Origin of the sequence: Shewanella litoralis (assembly GCF_009828585.1) — a bacterium.
GTDB classification, from domain to species: domain Bacteria; phylum Pseudomonadota; class Gammaproteobacteria; order Enterobacterales; family Shewanellaceae; genus Shewanella; species Shewanella litoralis.
Window position 1 is genome coordinate 187265 of the sequence record NZ_WSRZ01000003.1, and the last position, 16530, is coordinate 203794.

Genomic DNA, 16530 nt, shown 5'->3' on the forward strand with positions numbered 1-16530 from the left:
GACAGCTTAACAACGCTCTAACTTAGCTAATGATACCAATAACCATTTACTGCCAAAATCAACGAAATTAACTTGAACACGGCCTTTTTCACCTGAACCTTCAAAGCTGGTTACAACCCCTTCACCAAACTTAAAGTGTTTCACTTTAGAACCCACTTTGTGGCCTGTGTCATTAAAACCATGAGGTTTTTTGGTTGCTGTTACCGCAACGGCACGCGCAGGGAATCTCTGACTGATTGAAGGTGTCACCTGAGCGCGAATGCGGATTTGCTCGACAAACTTTTCAGGAATTTCATTAATAAAGCGTGACGGACTCGCATAATCTTCACGGCCATAAATACGACGCGACTCTGCATAGCTGATGTACAACTTCTGCATGGCGCGTGTCATACCGACATAGCACAAACGGCGCTCTTCATCTAAACGATCGCCTTCATCTAGCGCCATTTTGCTCGGGAACAAGCCTTCCTCAACACCCGCCATAAACACCATCGGAAATTCAAGTCCTTTGGCAGAGTGTAATGTCATTAACTGAACAGCATCAGTAAATGCGTCAGCCTGGCCTTCACCAGCTTCTAATGCCGCATGCGATAAAAAGGCATTTAGCTCGCCCATATCTTCAAGCTCTTCTGGCATTTCAAAACTGCGCGCAGCTGTGACTAATTCGTTTAAGTTTTCAATACGCGCCTGGGCTTTTTCGCCTTTTTCAGCTTCGTACATGGTCCGTAAACCCGAACGTTCAATCACGCTATCGGCCATACGATACAGCAACATATCCGCAGTATCGGTGCGCATCGCAATGATAAGCTCCATAAAGCCACGCACAGCATTGGCAGCGCGGCCAGCTAATACCTTTTCTTCAATCAAACGCACACTGGCTTGCCACAATGTTAACTGATGCTGTCTGGCGGTCGATCGCACAATATCTAACGTGCGATCGCCAATTCCACGTGCAGGTGTATTCACTACACGTTCAAATGCGGCATCATCATCTTTGTTATTAATAAGACGCATGTAACCCATTGCATCTTTAATTTCCTGGCGTTCGAAGAAGCGTAAACCACCGTAAATTCGGTAAGCTAAGCCTTTGTGCAAAAAAGCTTCTTCGAGCACACGTGACTGCGCATTTGAGCGATATAAAATAGCGCATTCGCTTAAACTACCGCCTTTTTCTTGCCAGTCACTAATGCGCGCGACAATGAACTTGGCTTCGTCCATTTCATTAAAAGCACAATAAACTGAAATAGGTTCGCCATCTTTATCTTCGGTCCATAACTCTTTACCTAAACGGTCAGGGTTATTGGCAATCACCGCGTTTGAGGCATTCAAAATATTTGCCGATGAGCGGTAGTTTTGCTCTAAGCGGATAGTTTGTGCACCAGAAAAGTCTTTCAAGAAACGATGTAAGTTTTCAATTTGTGCACCGCGCCATCCATAAATAGACTGATCGTCATCACCGACAATCATCACGTTTGCCGTATTACCCGCAAGCACACGGATCCAAGCATATTGAATGGCGTTAGTATCTTGGAATTCGTCAACCAAAATATGACGAAAACGTTCTTGATAATGCGCTAACAAGTGTGGCTTATTGAGCCATAATTCATGAGCACGTAATAAGATTTCAGCAAAGTCGACTAAGCCTGCACGGTCACAAGACTCTTGATAAACCTTATAAATATTCAGTAAATTTTGTTCAATAGGAAACCCGCCCGCATCGATATGCTTTGGGCGTAAACCTTGGTCTTTTTTACCGTTAATGTAACCTTGAGCCTGACGAGGAGGATATTGTTTCTCATCTAAGTTTAGGCTTTTAAGAATGCGTTTAAGCAAACGTAACTGGTCGTCAGAATCAATAATCTGGAAAGTTTGCGGTAAATTTGCGTCTTGATAATGAGTACGTAATAACCGGTGGGCTAGCCCGTGGAAGGTGCCTATCCACATCCGCCCCATGTTAGTACCAACGACTTTTTCCACGCGCTCACGCATTTCTGCAGCCGCTTTATTGGTAAAGGTCACCGCTAAAATTGAATATGGACTTTGTTGCTCTACTTGCATTAACCATGCAATACGATGGGTTAACACACGGGTTTTACCACTGCCGGCACCCGCTAACACCAACATATTCGAAAGTGGCGCGCCAACTGCCTCACGCTGCTTATCGTTTAGGCCGTCTAATAATGATGATACGTCCATTTTTCCTCCCAGAAATCTGCGAGGCATTATATACCCAATCAACCTGAAGATATATGTTTCAGAGCTTTACCGTGTTTTCAATACTAGGCGTGTTAATGCGGTAATGCAGGCGCCTTATAAATTAGCGCAACAACACTCTTGATTTAAAATCAGAGGAACACGGTGAAACTCCCAAAAGGTAAGTTTTACACGCGTTTATGCTGCGGCTTTTGTTAATTTAGCTGATTTTGGAAAGGAAATAATCATTACCCGCAATCAATGCCTTGCTTAAACGCGTGTAAATTCTTGCTGAAATCGAACATCTTCAGGTTGTTTGGGTATATATCAATTAGCGTTGGAAAACCCTGCAGTAGTTTACCTAATGGGGGCAAGAACACTTGAAAACAGCGAGTGGCGCGACTTAGGGCGTGATCCCCACTAAATTGACAATAACAATCACCAAAATTACTATACAAAATAAGAGACTTACTTAGGCTGACACATTGAACATCAAAGATTTAGAACTGTTTATTGCCGTGGCTAAATTAGGTAGCTTTTCTAAGGCAGCCAAATCACTTGATACTCGCCGCGCATTGGTGAGTCGGCGCATTGCTGATCTAGAAAAACAACTTGGTGCCCCGCTATTTACCCGCACCACTCGCGTGATGGACTTAACCGAATCAGGTAAACGTTATTTAGCCCAAATAACCCCTTTGGTTAGCCAGCTAAACCATGCTGGGGACGTATTTAAACATCGGCACGACGACGTACAAGGCAAACTCAGAATTGGCTTACAACCATTTGTTGATAAGTTAATGGATAAGCACATCGCCAACTTTGTGCATACGTACCCGCAAGTACAATTAGAAGTCTTTATTGTGCCAGGACAACACCAGGACATAAAACGCTTAAATTTAGACTGTATGATCAATGCTGGGGCAGTGAGTAAAGGCAATATAGCCAAACAAAAACTCATGACGTTTGAGCGAAAAATGTATGCCAGTAGCGTATACCTGGAAAAATCATCTGTGATAGAAACCATTGACGATTTACATTACCACTCTCTACTTGGGTATCGTGATGCCGAAGGCACTTTAGAGCATCAATGGAATTTCCAGCACATAAACGTGAGTGCCAACTATAAAATTATTTGCAGTGATTACAACTCCTTGTATCACTTTTGTCTCGGCGGCGCGGGGATTACTCTCCTCCCCAAAGTCATTGCAGTTGATGCCGTTGAAAATCAGCAGCTCATCAATGTATTGCCAGAATTAAGTGCAGGATTTACCGATATCAATATTCTCTCACCCAAAGACAGCGCACCGTCGCCAGTTGCCAAAGTGTTTGTTGAACACCTATGCAATATCGTTAAATAACCTGAGCTCAGGTTAAATAGTGACACTAACCTCGGCGAAACCCAGCTAAACCCAACTTAACCCAGCAAGGTCAACGTATCGAAAATTTAGGGGACTAAAACGAGGACTTATAAAATACAAAAAAGGGTCAGCATTGCTGCTGGCCCCTCTTAAATAACATCATTGGTACAATACAGCGTTTCTACCCAGCGGATAACCTACTGAATGGTGCATCGTAACCACCTATTTTTTAACAACCTATTTTTTATCGTCTTTTAAACCAATACTGTCCATCCAGTATTCAAAGTTGACCAAGTTGCCTGGTAATACAATGCGGCTGTCTTTTTTGCTGAGACCATCTAGTTGCTTCATGTATTGCTCACCAAGTTGCATACGCAATGCACTTTGTCCGCCTTCAGATGAAATCACTACCGCTAAACGCTCAATCGACTCTGAGGTAGCTTTAGCTAAGGTTAAAATCTCTTGCGCCTTACCTTCAGCTTCGTTTATACGGCGCTGCATTTCACCCTCAGATCTGTTAATGGTTTCTGCCATCACACCTTCTGAACGGTTAATTTTGCTTTGTTTATCACCTTCACTTTTAGCCAACAGTGCACGGCGTTCACGCTCGGCGTTCACCTGCATTTCCATGGCATTTTTAACCGTTTCTGGCGGAGTAATGTTTTTAATCTCATAGCGATGAACACGCATTCCCCACATTGAACCCGCTTCATCTAACACTTCAACCACTTTTGCAGAAATTAAATCGCGCTCTTCAAACGTGCGATCTAAATCTAACGTACCAATAACCGAGCGCGTCGTGGTTTGAGCCAGCTGAATGGCAGCGTAACGATAGTCGGTGATGCCATAACTGGCTTTAACTGGGTCGGTAACCGAAATATAAATCACCCCGTCCACTTCGACATTCACTTCATCGCTTGAAAAACATTCCTGTGGAGGTACATCGATGGTTTCTTCTTTTAAATCATGAATGTAAGCCACTTTGTCGATAAAAGGGATTAATGCATGAAAACCGGCATCTAAGGTACTGTGGTACTTACCTAAACGCTCAACAATATAGGCTGATTTAGTGGGTACTAAACGAATCGATTGAAACAGCTTCAGTACAAAAATGGCAAAAATAACGCCCCAAATCACCATCACAATAAAATCGGTATCAATTCCGTTAATCGTCATTATCGTGCTCCTTTCGCTGGTGCATTACTTACGGCATGGGTGACTTGTTCCATCCCTTCAAAGAAACCTTCAAGTTTAGCCATCTCAGCAGGTACAACAGACACTTGAGACTCAGCTAAAATCTTACCGACCTGACCAATAAACTGCTCTTTAAGCAACATATTCATGGCATCGTTACCGCCATTAATGGTCAACGCTTTGCATATCATTTCCATGCCTTGCGCTTTAGCATTGGCCACGATTGAAATTTCTTGCCCGGTACCAATAGCTTCATTAATGCGTTTTTGCTTTTGACCTTCTGACAGGTTAATGGCTTCTTGGCGCTCACCTTGCGACATATTAATCATCGCGGCTTTCTCGGCGTTTGCTAAGGTAATCTCTGCCCGTTTGCGACGCTCCGCTTCCATTTGTTTTTCGAGGGTATGGATGACATTGTGCGACGGTGAGATATTTTTAATCTCATAACGCAATACCTTAATTCCCCATGGGTCTGAAGCTTTATCAATTTCACGCACTATCGATTCGTTTAAGCTGTCACGCTCTGAAAAGGTTTGCGATAAGGTTAACTTACCGATTTCAGAACGCATGGTGGTTTGCGCCAGGTTTACTGCCGCGCGGCGATAGTTTTCAATACCATAGCTGGCCAGTTTGCCATCCATCACTTTAAGGTACACTAGCCCATCTACTTCTAGCTGAGTGTTATCTTTTGAAATACAGCTTTGCGGTGGCACATCAAGCACCTCTTCACGGGTATCGTGTCGATATGCCACTCTGTCCACAAATGGCACTAAAAAATGAAAACCTGGCGATAATACGGTACGAAACTTACCTAAGCGCTCAATCACATGCACTTCACGCATGGGCACTATCAGCATCAGCTTGAATAAAATAAAAATAATAAATAAAAATGCGATGGTTAACACAAACATATCCACTTCCTTTTTGTCATTTAACTAATCCCTAAACGGTCACTTTAAACTTTCACTTTTAAACAGTCACGATTAAACAGAGTCGATCACGGGTTCAACCACAAACCCAATATTATCGCGACAGATGATTCTTACCTTAGTGCCGACGCGTATCTCTGTACCATCACCTAATGCTGTCCAATCAGAACCTAGGCAATGAATTCGCCCGGTTTGTTGCCCAGGCCCAATGGCTTCTTTCACTGTGGCGATCTGATTATACAGATCGACTTCTTCGTCGGTATTAGCCACATGAGCATCACCGCCAACCAGGCGTTGGGTGACATGACGAAAACTGAGTAACAGCACCATTGATGCCATAAACCATAGCGTCATACTTTGAACAAAGCCGTCGATAATCCCTAACGCTAATGACGATGCAACAATAATACAAGCAGCACCAAGTAAAATGACGATGCCGCCCGGAATAATAATTTCCGATAGCATTAATAACAGCCCAAGCACTAACCAGACTGTGATCGGATTAGAAAGCTCCATAAATTCTCCTCATAAAATGAGTATGCCGTGCATTGACTATATCAGTTGCTTTTCATTATTGCGACATATTATGTCAACATTAACCGCGTGCAATATTTCCAATTATTCAATAACTGTTAACATAACAGTATCAATAATTTAGTCCAATGCTTCATATCACATCGTCATCGTTAAAAGTGTAAAGGTTGATTTTTCTACCTACAAAACGCTGAAATCTGCAGATCGTGATTCGTTTTGATTGTGTTGATTATCATTTTTGAATATATTGCGCCCCATTGTGCACGATCGAGAATAATGTGGTTTCTTTACAGACTCGATTCAGCCGAATTGATAATCATTGTGGCTTTATTGCCATTTTACAAACCGGAAAAAAAATGAAAAAAACCTGCCTTTTAGCCACACTCGTGCTTTCACCTAACGTATTTGCCAATGACGTTATCCAATGGTGGGATGCAAGTGCAACTGTCTTGCATGGCGATAACTACGACCTGGCTCCATCAGAAAGACAAACCACCATCACATTAGAAACAGCAGGTGGTTGGACCTACGGCGATTGGTTCGTGTTTCACGATTTTATCAACTTTAACGGTAACAATGGCGGTGACGATAACAGCCATTATGGCGAGATTTCACCGCGTTTTAGTGCCAGTAAAATCCTTGGTCAGCCACTAGAGTTTGGTGCGATTAAGGATATGTCTGTTGCCTTAACGTACGAGCATGGCGATGGCCCTGTAGAAAGCATGCTTTACGGTGTGGGGCTTGACTTTGATGTGCCATTTTTCACTTACTTGCAGCTCAATACTTATCGCCGTGATGCTATTAGCAATGGCAATATCAGCGATGGTTGGCAGTTTACGCCAGTATTTAGAATCGACATGCCAATCGGTGATGCAAACATCATTATCGATGGCTTTATAGATTGGGTATTTATTGCCGACAACAATGGCTACGATGAAAACCTGCACTTTAATCCACAGATTAAATACGATTTAGGTAAAAGTTTATTTGGCGAGCACAAAAAGAACAAATTGCTAGTCGGTTTTGAATACGATTACTGGCAAAGAAAATACGGCGTTAATGGTGTTGACCAAAATACTTACTCTATTATTGCCCAATATCATTTCTAATTGGCGAAAATAAGATAACAAAAAAGGTGCCGAGGCACCTTTTTTACTGTTTAAGCTAGGCTGAGCAAGCAACCATGGTAAACGTATGACTCAATAACATTATGCTAATAGTTTTTTCGCTGCTGCAACAACAATAGACACTGCACTCACTTCAGTTTTCTTCATTGTGGCTTCGTCTGGAATTTCTTGTTGTGTACGGTTTACAATCACACCTGCTACACATGCTGCACGCCAGCCTTGAGTTGCACACATTGTAAATAACGTGGCTGACTCCATTTCATAGTTAAGCACGCCCATTGACTGCCACTCTTTCATAGAGCCAACATAACGTTGAGTAATGCGACCTGAAACGGTATCGTAACGCTCTTGACCAGGATAGAAAGTGTCAGAAGAAGCGGTAATACCGATATGCGGTTCTAAACCGGCATCGCGGCAGGCTGCAACCATAGCGGTAGTACAATCAAAATCAGCTGCTGCAGGGAACTCAAGCGGAGCAAAATGCAAGCTGGCACCATCTAAACGAACAGAAGCCTGAGTGACAATCACATCGCCCACGTTAACATGTGGTTGAATTGCACCTGTTGTACCTACGCGAAGAAACGTTCTCACACCTAATTGTGCCAACTCTTCAACCGCAATAGAAGTCGACGGTCCACCAATACCTGTTGAACACACCACAACTGGCTTACCATCAATATAAGCTAAGTAGCTTGTGTATTCACGATGGCTCGCTAGGAACGTCGCGTTCTCCATAAGCTCGGCAATACGCTTAACACGTTCTGGATCACCAGGAACGATAGCTAAGGTTGCGCCATCTAACATTTTTTTGGTTAATCCTAAGTGAAATACATCGGACATTTTGAAAACCCCTTTCATTTTTGAATATTAAATTCTTATATTGCAGACTTTAACCTAGTCTTTAGGAGGATAAGGTTAACTTGATCACATATAAATTCATAATAGTTAATATAGTTTCGTTAAATTATTACCAATATATGACCAAAACCCACAAAAATCATGGCTTTGAGCATAGTTGAATACGGTTAAAAACAACAAGCTATTTATCTAACTTAAAAACCATTAACGTGATTCACATCAAATTAACCTTGTCACACAATTTGAATTAAGCAGCGATTCATTCTCTAAAACAAAAAAGGACGCTAAGCGTCCTTTTCTTAATACTGAGCAGGCATACTACAGGTAGTAATCTTTTAACGGTGGGAAACCATTAAAACACACAGCAGAATAAGTTGTAGTATAAGCACCGGCTGTTAACCAATACATACGGTCGCCAATGGCTAAATCAACCGGTAAACCATAACTGTAGTGCTCATACATAATATCGGCACTGTCACAGGTTGGGCCAGCAATAACACACTTATCTAACTCACCATTACGATCAGTATAGATAGGGAACTTAATGGCTTCATCCATGGTTTCAATTAACCCTGAAAATTTACCCACATCAGTAAACACCCAACGCTCTAGTGCTGTATGCGACTTACGAGAAATCAATACCACTTCTGAGATCAATACACCGGCATTTGACAATAATGAACGACCAGGCTCTAAAATAATTTCTGGTAATTCATCACCAAAATCTTCTTCTAGAAAATGCTTAATCTGTTGTGCATAAACACCAAGTTCATTGGTTTTATCCATATAGTTGGCAGGAAAACCACCACCTAAATTGATCATTTTAAGCACAATGCCGTGTTCTTCTTTTAAACGGTCATAAATACTTTTCACTTTACCAATCGCCGAATCCCACGCACCGATATCACGTTGCTGTGAGCCAACATGGAACGAAATACCATGCGGTTGTAATCCAAGCTCTTTAGCTAATACCAATAAATCGTATGCCATTTCGTTTTGGCAACCGAACTTACGCGATAAAGGCCAATCGGCTGTGTGTGTGCCTTCAGTTAAAATACGCACATACACTTTAGCGCCTGGAGCTTCTTCTGCAATCATGCGTAAATCAGCTTCAGAATCTGAAGCGAACATGCGCACGCCTTGCTCATAAAAAGAACGCACATCTACGCGCTTTTTAATGGTGTTGCCGTAACTGATACGGTCAGCAGAAACACCAATCGATGTAACCATCTCAAGCTCATAAATAGAGGCGATGTCAAAGTTTGAACCTTTGTCACGCAGCAAAGTAAGAATTTCTTTGGCCGGATTTGCCTTAACCGCATAATAAACGTTTGCGAAAGGAAAATTATTAACCATGTCATCGTATTGTTTCGCAACGATTTGGGTGTCAATAACTACAAACGGCGTCGGCTTATCTTTAGCAAATGCCTCAATGCGGTCAAACGTGTCCTTGTCATAATAATCTGCAACATCAATCGATTGAAATTGGCTCATTAGGCCAGTGCCTCCTGTTAGTTGGGCGATAAAAGTGCGTTTTTAGGTCTGTAAAAACATGCGCAGTAAACGATATTTTCAACCAATACGCAACGAATTTTTATGCAAAAACTCTACTTTTTTATTCCTGCATAAATGTCATAAACACTCAATAACCTATTTAATTAGTCAACAAAATTAATGCCGAGTTCAACAACCTTAAAAAGTATAGACTCTGTTCAATAAAATAGATTTTAAAACAACGAAATATTCGCTAAAAGTAGCAACTCTTTTTTTGTTTTACTGCGACCAGATTAACACAATTATTACATTTACTTTAAATAAAATCCAAAAAATGATGCCTGAACCATATTTTACAAATAACTCACATGAATCAATAAAACATTGAAATAAATACAATAACCTATCGTTATCAAGTATAAATCAGTCACAAAAACCAACTACACTTAGATCACTAACTTATGCCAGTGTGCAATTTAATAAGTGAATTAATCGGTGAAATTTACATTTTTTATTGAGCCTAAACTCACCAAGAAAACGGCAAATATTATCGCTGTGTAAATCGCGGTATACGTAACATAACTTCGCATCAAATAGGTGATACTCACTATCATGCTGATGGTGAACCTTGAAACACGACACTTTCCCCAGCGATACTCATCGATCACTTGGAGTATGAGAGACCGCTATTTTGAATAAGGAGACGAAATACGGGTTATCGGTAATTGATCATAAAAAGTCAATTTTTCATACTAAATACTGATAAAAAACTATCATTCGAAAGTTTTATGGTTATAATTGTTCGTGTTAAAGAACAGTGTTCAGTAATGGACTGCTCATAGACAAGCAACATGTTGCACAATCTCATGTTAGCTTGAAATATCAAACACAGAGTTGACCATTTACTTTTCAATATTTAAACGACTTAGGCGAAGGGATTATGACTCAAGTTGCATATCAAATAAATGAGCGTCGACACAAAGATACGTTAAAGCATGACGAGCATTGGGATTCAACCACTGCAGACCAAAAACTCGCACTGTATGATTTACATCGCTTTGGTTACCGTTTGCTGTTTGTGCGCCATATGCTAACGGGTCCGGTGGCTGTAATAAGCCAACAAGATGATATTGCTGCTATTTATGCCGATGGTGAAGTTGATTTGCGCCCAAAGATTACCCTGCGCGATATTCATTAATGTTGCCAATGTGCAATAAAAAACCTACCCCCAACTGGCGTAGGTTTTTTTATACCTTGCGACCGTGCTCTTTACGCTTTACGCGTCAGTTTATACACAGCTTCGTTTAACCAAGGCACCTGTTTATTCACAAAACGAGGATTGTCTGCCAGCACATCAACACATTCTAATAACTCAACATCAAAATGTGGCGCCAAATGAGTCTCTACCCAATCCGGGCTGACAGCAAATGGAGGTCCTTTAAGGGTATCTTGAGGGTAGTCGAGGGTAATTAATAAGCCACTGACATTTGCTGGGATGAGCTTAGCGAGAGCATCTGCATACTGTTGGCGCATGGATTCTGGCCACGCGATCAATGCCGCACGATCGTAAAACCCGCCAATTCCTGCGGTTAGTGTATGGGGTAAGGTAAAAATATCGCCTTGATAAATGTGCACTTCATCGGCGCTAAACACAGCATGCTCACCGATTTGTTCAACCTGATATGCTAACTCGTTGTCAGTAAAAAAATGCTCCACTGCGATGGGATTTAATTCGCAACCTAACACACGGTGCCGTTGCTCAGCGAGGTAGCACATGTCGTGTGATTTACCGCATAAAGGCACAAACACCTCAGCTTGTTCAGCTAAGCCTAAACACGACCAGTATTTCACTAAAAACGGATTAACTTGTTGCTGGTGAAAACCAATTTGTTGTAGTTGCCATTTTTCATGCCAAAAGCGTGGTTCCATGATGGTCTCTTTAGTCTGTTTACCAATATTGCTGGCTACTTTAAAGACTAAAAAAAACAGATGCAACTAATCAAATAAACTTAGGCTTTACCGTCCAGCGTTAGCTGCACTTGTCGTAACCAACGGCAATTTTCACACTGGCATTTACGTCGCGACATATGATGCGGACTCAAATTTGAGTCAATATAGTCTACGGCAATAAGCAACTGTTGTTTGAGTTCAGCAACAGATTTCATTTCGAGTGCAACCATTTCATCATTATGATTGATCCACAGGCACTCTTCCCCTTGATGGCAAGTGATACATTCCTCATCACTGTGATTAAAAAACACCGCATGAGGACAATGAGTCACTTCCATCGATTGCAAAATACGGGTTCGAGGAAAATTAAATAACTGAATTAGTTGTGCTTTATCAATGTTAGGCATGAATACCTCTGCTAAAAGCGTTAAGTGATCTTACATTCCATACTACCTACTGTTGATTGATTTTGATTTGATGTAGGTCAAGGTTTACATATCGTAATTTTTTAGCTAGGAAGCACTTGCCGCACACAGGCGAATCAAGGTTTAATGGGGAGATAAATAACGAGGGATGACTTTGCAAACTCCACAGCTACAGCACTTTTATATCAATGAAGAGCAATCAATATACTTACTCAGTGCCAATGATGCCCGCAAGCACAAAGCATGGGTACGTTTATGTAAACAACAGCTCAGCAAATTGGGATACCAGCAAATTGAATTTATTGGTAAAGGTGCTTATGGGTTTGTATTTGCCGGAATAAATGAATTTGGTCAATCGCATGTGTTTAAGTTTTCACGCGTTAACCTACCCCAAAGTGTGCAAGACAGGCTTGAAGAAGAAGCTTATATGCTTAGCCAGGTTAAGCACCCCAATGTGCCCAGCGCGATAAAATTTGAACGCGTTGGCAAGCAAGGCATTTTAGTCATGGAGCGGGCAATTGGTGAAGACCTCGATAAAATTTGCCAACGCTTAGGCGCACTCCCACCAGTGATGGTCGTGAGTATCGCCAGGCAACTGGCCAATATTTTGTATTACCTGCGCAAGGGTAAGCCCTTGGTACACGGCGACATTAAACCCTCTAATTTGGTCTACGACATTGAAACAGACAAACTGTCGCTAATCGATTGGGGCTCTGCCGTGTTTGCCCAGCGCGATGAGCATAATCGCGCCGTTGATGACAACGTAATGTCGTTATTATCTAGCGATCAACAACATACCAATGCTCGTATGGGCGATGTGTATTTTATCGGTGAGGAACAACTTGGTGGCGCATTATCAACCCCAAGATTTGACGAGCAAGGCGCAGCCGCAACTTTATATGCTTTAGCATCGGGACAAATAAGCCGGTTTGGCACTAAGGTTATCCCTGCCACCAGCATCGGCTTACCCATTGAATTAGCTAAAACACTGGACGCCATGTTAAGTGATGATGTTGAACGACGTAATCTGGCTGGCGACTATTTTTTAACAAGCCTACGTCATAGTCATCGAATGCACTTACCCATATTGCCAGAGCCTCCATTAGTACCTGATATTCCAGTATGGGTGCAACCACGTTCAAAAACGGTTGAGACCGTGAGTTACAGCTCGCGTAAATCATTTTTAAAAGAGCACAACACTCAAGACCCTATCGCCAAAATGGATGATGTGCAGCTAGAAAAATACTACCGAAACTTTATGGCGGGTATGGCCGACACCGAAAAAGGATTTATTGCCGCAGTGGGACGTTTAGCTCAATACCCTATTGTGGGAGGTTTGGTGATCCATTGGCAAGAGTCTGGGGTGTTTATCGACTCAAACCTGGCGATTTACGACCCAGACAGTAAAGACCCACTGACCTTAGCAGTCAATAACATGGTCACCATGGCACGTGGCATTAAACGCATAGGGGTATTTAAAGCCTGCTTTTTTAATGCCAAAGACACCTTGCACTTAGAGCGCAAAAGTACAGAACACGAATACACCATCACTGGTGAGTTACAACTGCCATTTGAAGTCGGTGATGTACCTACATTAGAAGATAAATCCAGGCTACATTCGTACTTTGAAGACGGTAAAGATCCTGAAGAAAACCTCGAATTGCCCGCCGAAATTATGACCGAATTGGGTTGGTTAAACCAAATACATCACAGCGGTTGTATTATTTTTGAAGCATTACCCAATCATTTAAAAATCCACAGCTATTTACGCTTGCTCAATCCACGTAAACAAGCTGCATTTAGGGCATGTCTTGACCGTATCATTTCCCACGCCAATAAAATTCAGGGGCATGGTATTTCTGGTTTTATGAAACTACCTTACCGAAATACTCGCCAGTTTAGTCATCTCGATCGTAAAGCCGATCGCTTTTACCCCAAAAACCCTAAAGCGTTTGACCAACAACAACAACAACAACAACAACAACAGCAATAAGACTCTTTTCAAACATAAAAAAATGCGTCCTTTTTCGGCCGCATTTTTTCATTTGATATCACCTTAAATAGGTGAACCTGGCGGCATAAGTGCTGGTTTCTTAATCAGCGTAAACTCAGGGTGCGCTAAACCGTTAATAATCCCCTTATACAACCAATCGTAATGCGCCGATTGATAGTCGCTACCTCGGTTACTGCGACGCTTTAATTGTTTCACAATATAGTCAAAACGCGCGGCTAATTGAGCCTGTACTTCTGGTGCTGTATTAGGATGACGATAGGCTGCTAACATCGCATCGACAACCACTGCATTTACGCGCATTTGTATTGCTAATTCACGGCCATTTGGTAAATCTTTATATAAGCTTTTGCCAACAAGTTTGTCGACTAGAGTGACTATCGACAGCTGCGCACTGTCTTCCATATAAGCTTGATTCACTCGATTTAAACGCTCTGGTGTTAATAAAACACTGACAATATGGCGACTTAACATTTCAGCCATTGTGACAGGATCGCTCACCACCCCAATGTTAGAAGTAAAGCTTTCTCTAGTTTTGCGATAATGACCCGCTTTAGGGACCAATGTCTGGAGCACATTGGTAGGGATCGCCAAACTACTGCTTTGTAAACTGCCCAATAAGCCCTCTAATGCCGCTAATTGCATTTTAGGCGGTACATAACTCCATCTCACTCCACCACCAACTTGCTGATAACTGTAATCAGCGCCACCTATCCATTTAGCTGCCGCCTCAATTTGGTAGCGGGTGAGCAAATACATTGGCACAAATACATCGGCAAGCTCACCGTTGGGCTCACCAGTCAATAACGCATCAGAATTAAATTCATTAATGGCTTTTAGGCGCACGGCTTCTAGGCGCTGTAACTCCGCAACTGCATCGTTACCACGGTCCCATAAACTCGCATAAGCATGGCTGGCACTCGCACGACGCGAATCGGCTTCACCAATATATCGAAAACCTTTTTCTAATGTCGATGCCAACAAAGATTCGGCTTGTGATGCCGAGCCATACCCATAAGCTATGGTGTATTTGTCCCATTCGCCAATACCTTCGCGATATGGCTGGCTAATATCAATTTGCTTACCTTCAATACTGGCATAAGGGTGCGGATAATCCATTACCGACGAATTATCGTTAGTCGATGCGGCAAAGTTATGATCGAGGCCCAGCGTGTGGCCAATTTCATGAGCCGCAAGTTGGCGAATACGGGCTAGCGACAATGCCATTGCCGCTTCACTTGCCGCTTCACGGTCTGGCCAACCTGCGGTTAATCCACGGGCAATGAGATGGTCCTGGCGCACCCGTAAACTGCCCAGCGTGACATTGCCTTTAATGATTTCACCAGTGCGTGGATCGGTCACCGCAGCGCCATATGACCAACCGCGTGTTGCGCGATGCACCCATTGGATCATGTTATAACGCACATCTTGCGGATCTGCGTCCTCTGGTAATAACGCCACGTTAAAGCCATCAATAAAACCAGCGGCAGTAAACGCATCTTCCCACCAACGCGCGCCAGCTAATAGCGCACCACGAATAGGTTCTGGCACACCGGGATCGAGGTAATACACTATAGGATTAACCACTTTGCTTGGAGCATCTCCAGGGATCACTTTTTGCAGGCGGTGTTTTAATAAATGACGTTGTACTAAGGGTTGATCCACTGCGGTTGAATAATCAATATATTGATCAGATAAATATCCGCTCATTGGATGATAGCTACGCGGCTCAAAGCCTTCATCTGGCAGTTGCACGAAAGAGTAACGCACACGCACAGATAAAAACTTAGCGTCTGGAGTCACTTCTGCAACCTGTTTACCAGCCTTGCTGGTGTTGAAGGTTAAGTTAACATCAACATCGGCATTGCGCTCAAACGACTTAATCCCTTGCGGCAAAATAACCGAACGGCTGTCATCTAAACTATATTGGCCCTGTTCGGTCGCAACAAGCACATCGGCGACACCATGTAGGTCATTAATCACTAAATCATTAATCGCGACAATAGCCGGTTTGCCTTCGACGATGTTACCACGCCATAAAATAGACTCGGCAAATGCCTGTGTAACCGCTTGTTGCTCGGCAATATTGTTGCTTGAAGCGCGGTAATCTGTATTGAGCTGCTTTAATACAAGGTACGGCCCATGTTGCTCAAATTGTACCATGCGTGTTTGGCCAAGTTGACCACGGTCTAAGCCTATGTCGTTAGAGCCTACGCCGTGAGGCAGACTGGTTAGCATTAAGAAGGGTTGGTTGAGCTTATTGACTTCAAGATATAATTGACCCGCTTTGGCATCATAAAACAGGTTAAGAAACCCCTGGGCAGTTTGTGCTTGTTTTATGATTTTTTGTGCCGGATCGCTCGCGGCAATCGCTAAGTCTGAAACAACCGTTGCTGGCGCGATGGCCAGCAAAAGTGCCAATGAAATACAGCGGCGGATCATAAACTCTCTCCCTGT

13 protein-coding genes are annotated in these 16530 nt (G+C 42.6%); 4 read left to right on the forward strand and 9 right to left on the reverse strand.

Translation table 11 applies throughout. The annotated features are described in order from the left end of the window. Nucleotides 1–6 precede the first annotated feature (6 nt). A complete protein-coding gene (gene uvrD, locus GQA99_RS04770) occupies nucleotides 7–2196 on the reverse strand; it encodes a DNA helicase II (RefSeq protein WP_160052723.1) in 2190 nt (729 codons plus the stop codon). 482 nt (nucleotides 2197–2678) lie between these two features. On the opposite strand from uvrD, the gene GQA99_RS04775 reads away from it, so the two are divergent. Then, complete coding sequence (locus tag GQA99_RS04775) at nucleotides 2679–3551, forward strand: LysR family transcriptional regulator (protein WP_160052725.1); 873 nt, start codon at nucleotides 2679–2681, stop codon at nucleotides 3549–3551. A 237-nt stretch (nucleotides 3552–3788) separates the two neighbouring features. Here the strand turns inward: GQA99_RS04775 and GQA99_RS04780 are convergent, their stop codons facing one another. The 3 genes from GQA99_RS04780 to GQA99_RS04790 form a co-directional block, all read right to left on the reverse strand. After that, complete coding sequence (locus GQA99_RS04780) at nucleotides 3789–4727, reverse strand: SPFH domain-containing protein (RefSeq protein WP_160052726.1); 939 nt, start codon at nucleotides 4725–4727, stop codon at nucleotides 3789–3791. After that, nucleotides 4727–5656, reverse strand: a complete 930-nt coding sequence (locus GQA99_RS04785; RefSeq protein WP_160052727.1) for an SPFH domain-containing protein — start codon at nucleotides 5654–5656, stop codon at nucleotides 4727–4729. Before GQA99_RS04785 ends, GQA99_RS04780 begins: the two co-directional genes overlap by 1 nt. A 72-nt stretch (nucleotides 5657–5728) precedes the next feature. Then, nucleotides 5729–6190, reverse strand: coding sequence for an NfeD family protein (locus tag GQA99_RS04790; protein ID WP_160052729.1), 462 nt, complete (start codon nucleotides 6188–6190; stop codon nucleotides 5729–5731). 374 nt (nucleotides 6191–6564) lie between these two features. Here GQA99_RS04790 and GQA99_RS04795 point away from each other — a divergent pair, with 374 nt between their 5' ends. Further along, nucleotides 6565–7317, forward strand: coding sequence for an outer membrane protein OmpK (locus tag GQA99_RS04795; protein WP_160052731.1), 753 nt, complete (start codon nucleotides 6565–6567; stop codon nucleotides 7315–7317). Nucleotides 7318–7416: 99 nt separating this feature from the next. Here GQA99_RS04795 and udp read toward each other — a convergent pair whose 3' ends face one another. Together udp and GQA99_RS04805 are read right to left on the reverse strand one after the other, a co-directional pair. Next, nucleotides 7417–8175 carry a uridine phosphorylase gene (gene udp, locus GQA99_RS04800; protein WP_160052733.1) on the reverse strand — a complete coding sequence of 253 codons (759 nt, stop codon included), beginning with the start codon at nucleotides 8173–8175 and terminating at the stop codon, nucleotides 7417–7419. Between the two features lie 336 nt (nucleotides 8176–8511). Then, complete coding sequence (locus GQA99_RS04805) at nucleotides 8512–9687, reverse strand: type III PLP-dependent enzyme (RefSeq protein WP_160052734.1); 1176 nt, start codon at nucleotides 9685–9687, stop codon at nucleotides 8512–8514. A 940-nt stretch (nucleotides 9688–10627) separates the two neighbouring features. On the opposite strand from GQA99_RS04805, the gene GQA99_RS04810 reads away from it, so the two are divergent. Beyond that, nucleotides 10628–10885 carry a hypothetical protein gene (locus GQA99_RS04810; RefSeq protein ID WP_160052736.1) on the forward strand — a complete coding sequence of 86 codons (258 nt, stop codon included), beginning with the start codon at nucleotides 10628–10630 and terminating at the stop codon, nucleotides 10883–10885. A gap of 71 nt (nucleotides 10886–10956) precedes the next feature. On the opposite strand, the gene GQA99_RS04815 is transcribed toward GQA99_RS04810, so the two are convergent. Together GQA99_RS04815 and GQA99_RS04820 are read right to left on the reverse strand one after the other, a co-directional pair. Further along, on the reverse strand, nucleotides 10957–11616 hold the full coding sequence (locus GQA99_RS04815; protein WP_160052738.1) for a thiopurine S-methyltransferase: 660 nt from the start codon (nucleotides 11614–11616) through the stop codon (nucleotides 10957–10959). An 80-nt stretch (nucleotides 11617–11696) separates the two neighbouring features. Beyond that, complete coding sequence (locus GQA99_RS04820) at nucleotides 11697–12044, reverse strand: hypothetical protein (RefSeq protein WP_160052740.1); 348 nt, start codon at nucleotides 12042–12044, stop codon at nucleotides 11697–11699. Nucleotides 12045–12216: 172 nt separating this feature from the next. On the opposite strand from GQA99_RS04820, the gene GQA99_RS04825 reads away from it, so the two are divergent. Beyond that, nucleotides 12217–14055 (forward strand): protein kinase domain-containing protein, encoded by a 1839-nt coding sequence (locus tag GQA99_RS04825; RefSeq protein WP_160052808.1) that lies wholly within the window; start codon nucleotides 12217–12219, stop codon nucleotides 14053–14055. A gap of 63 nt (nucleotides 14056–14118) precedes the next feature. Here GQA99_RS04825 and GQA99_RS04830 read toward each other — a convergent pair whose 3' ends face one another. Beyond that, nucleotides 14119–16515, reverse strand: coding sequence for a zinc-dependent metalloprotease (locus GQA99_RS04830; RefSeq protein ID WP_160052741.1), 2397 nt, complete (start codon nucleotides 16513–16515; stop codon nucleotides 14119–14121). Nucleotides 16516–16530: the final 15 nt, after the last annotated feature.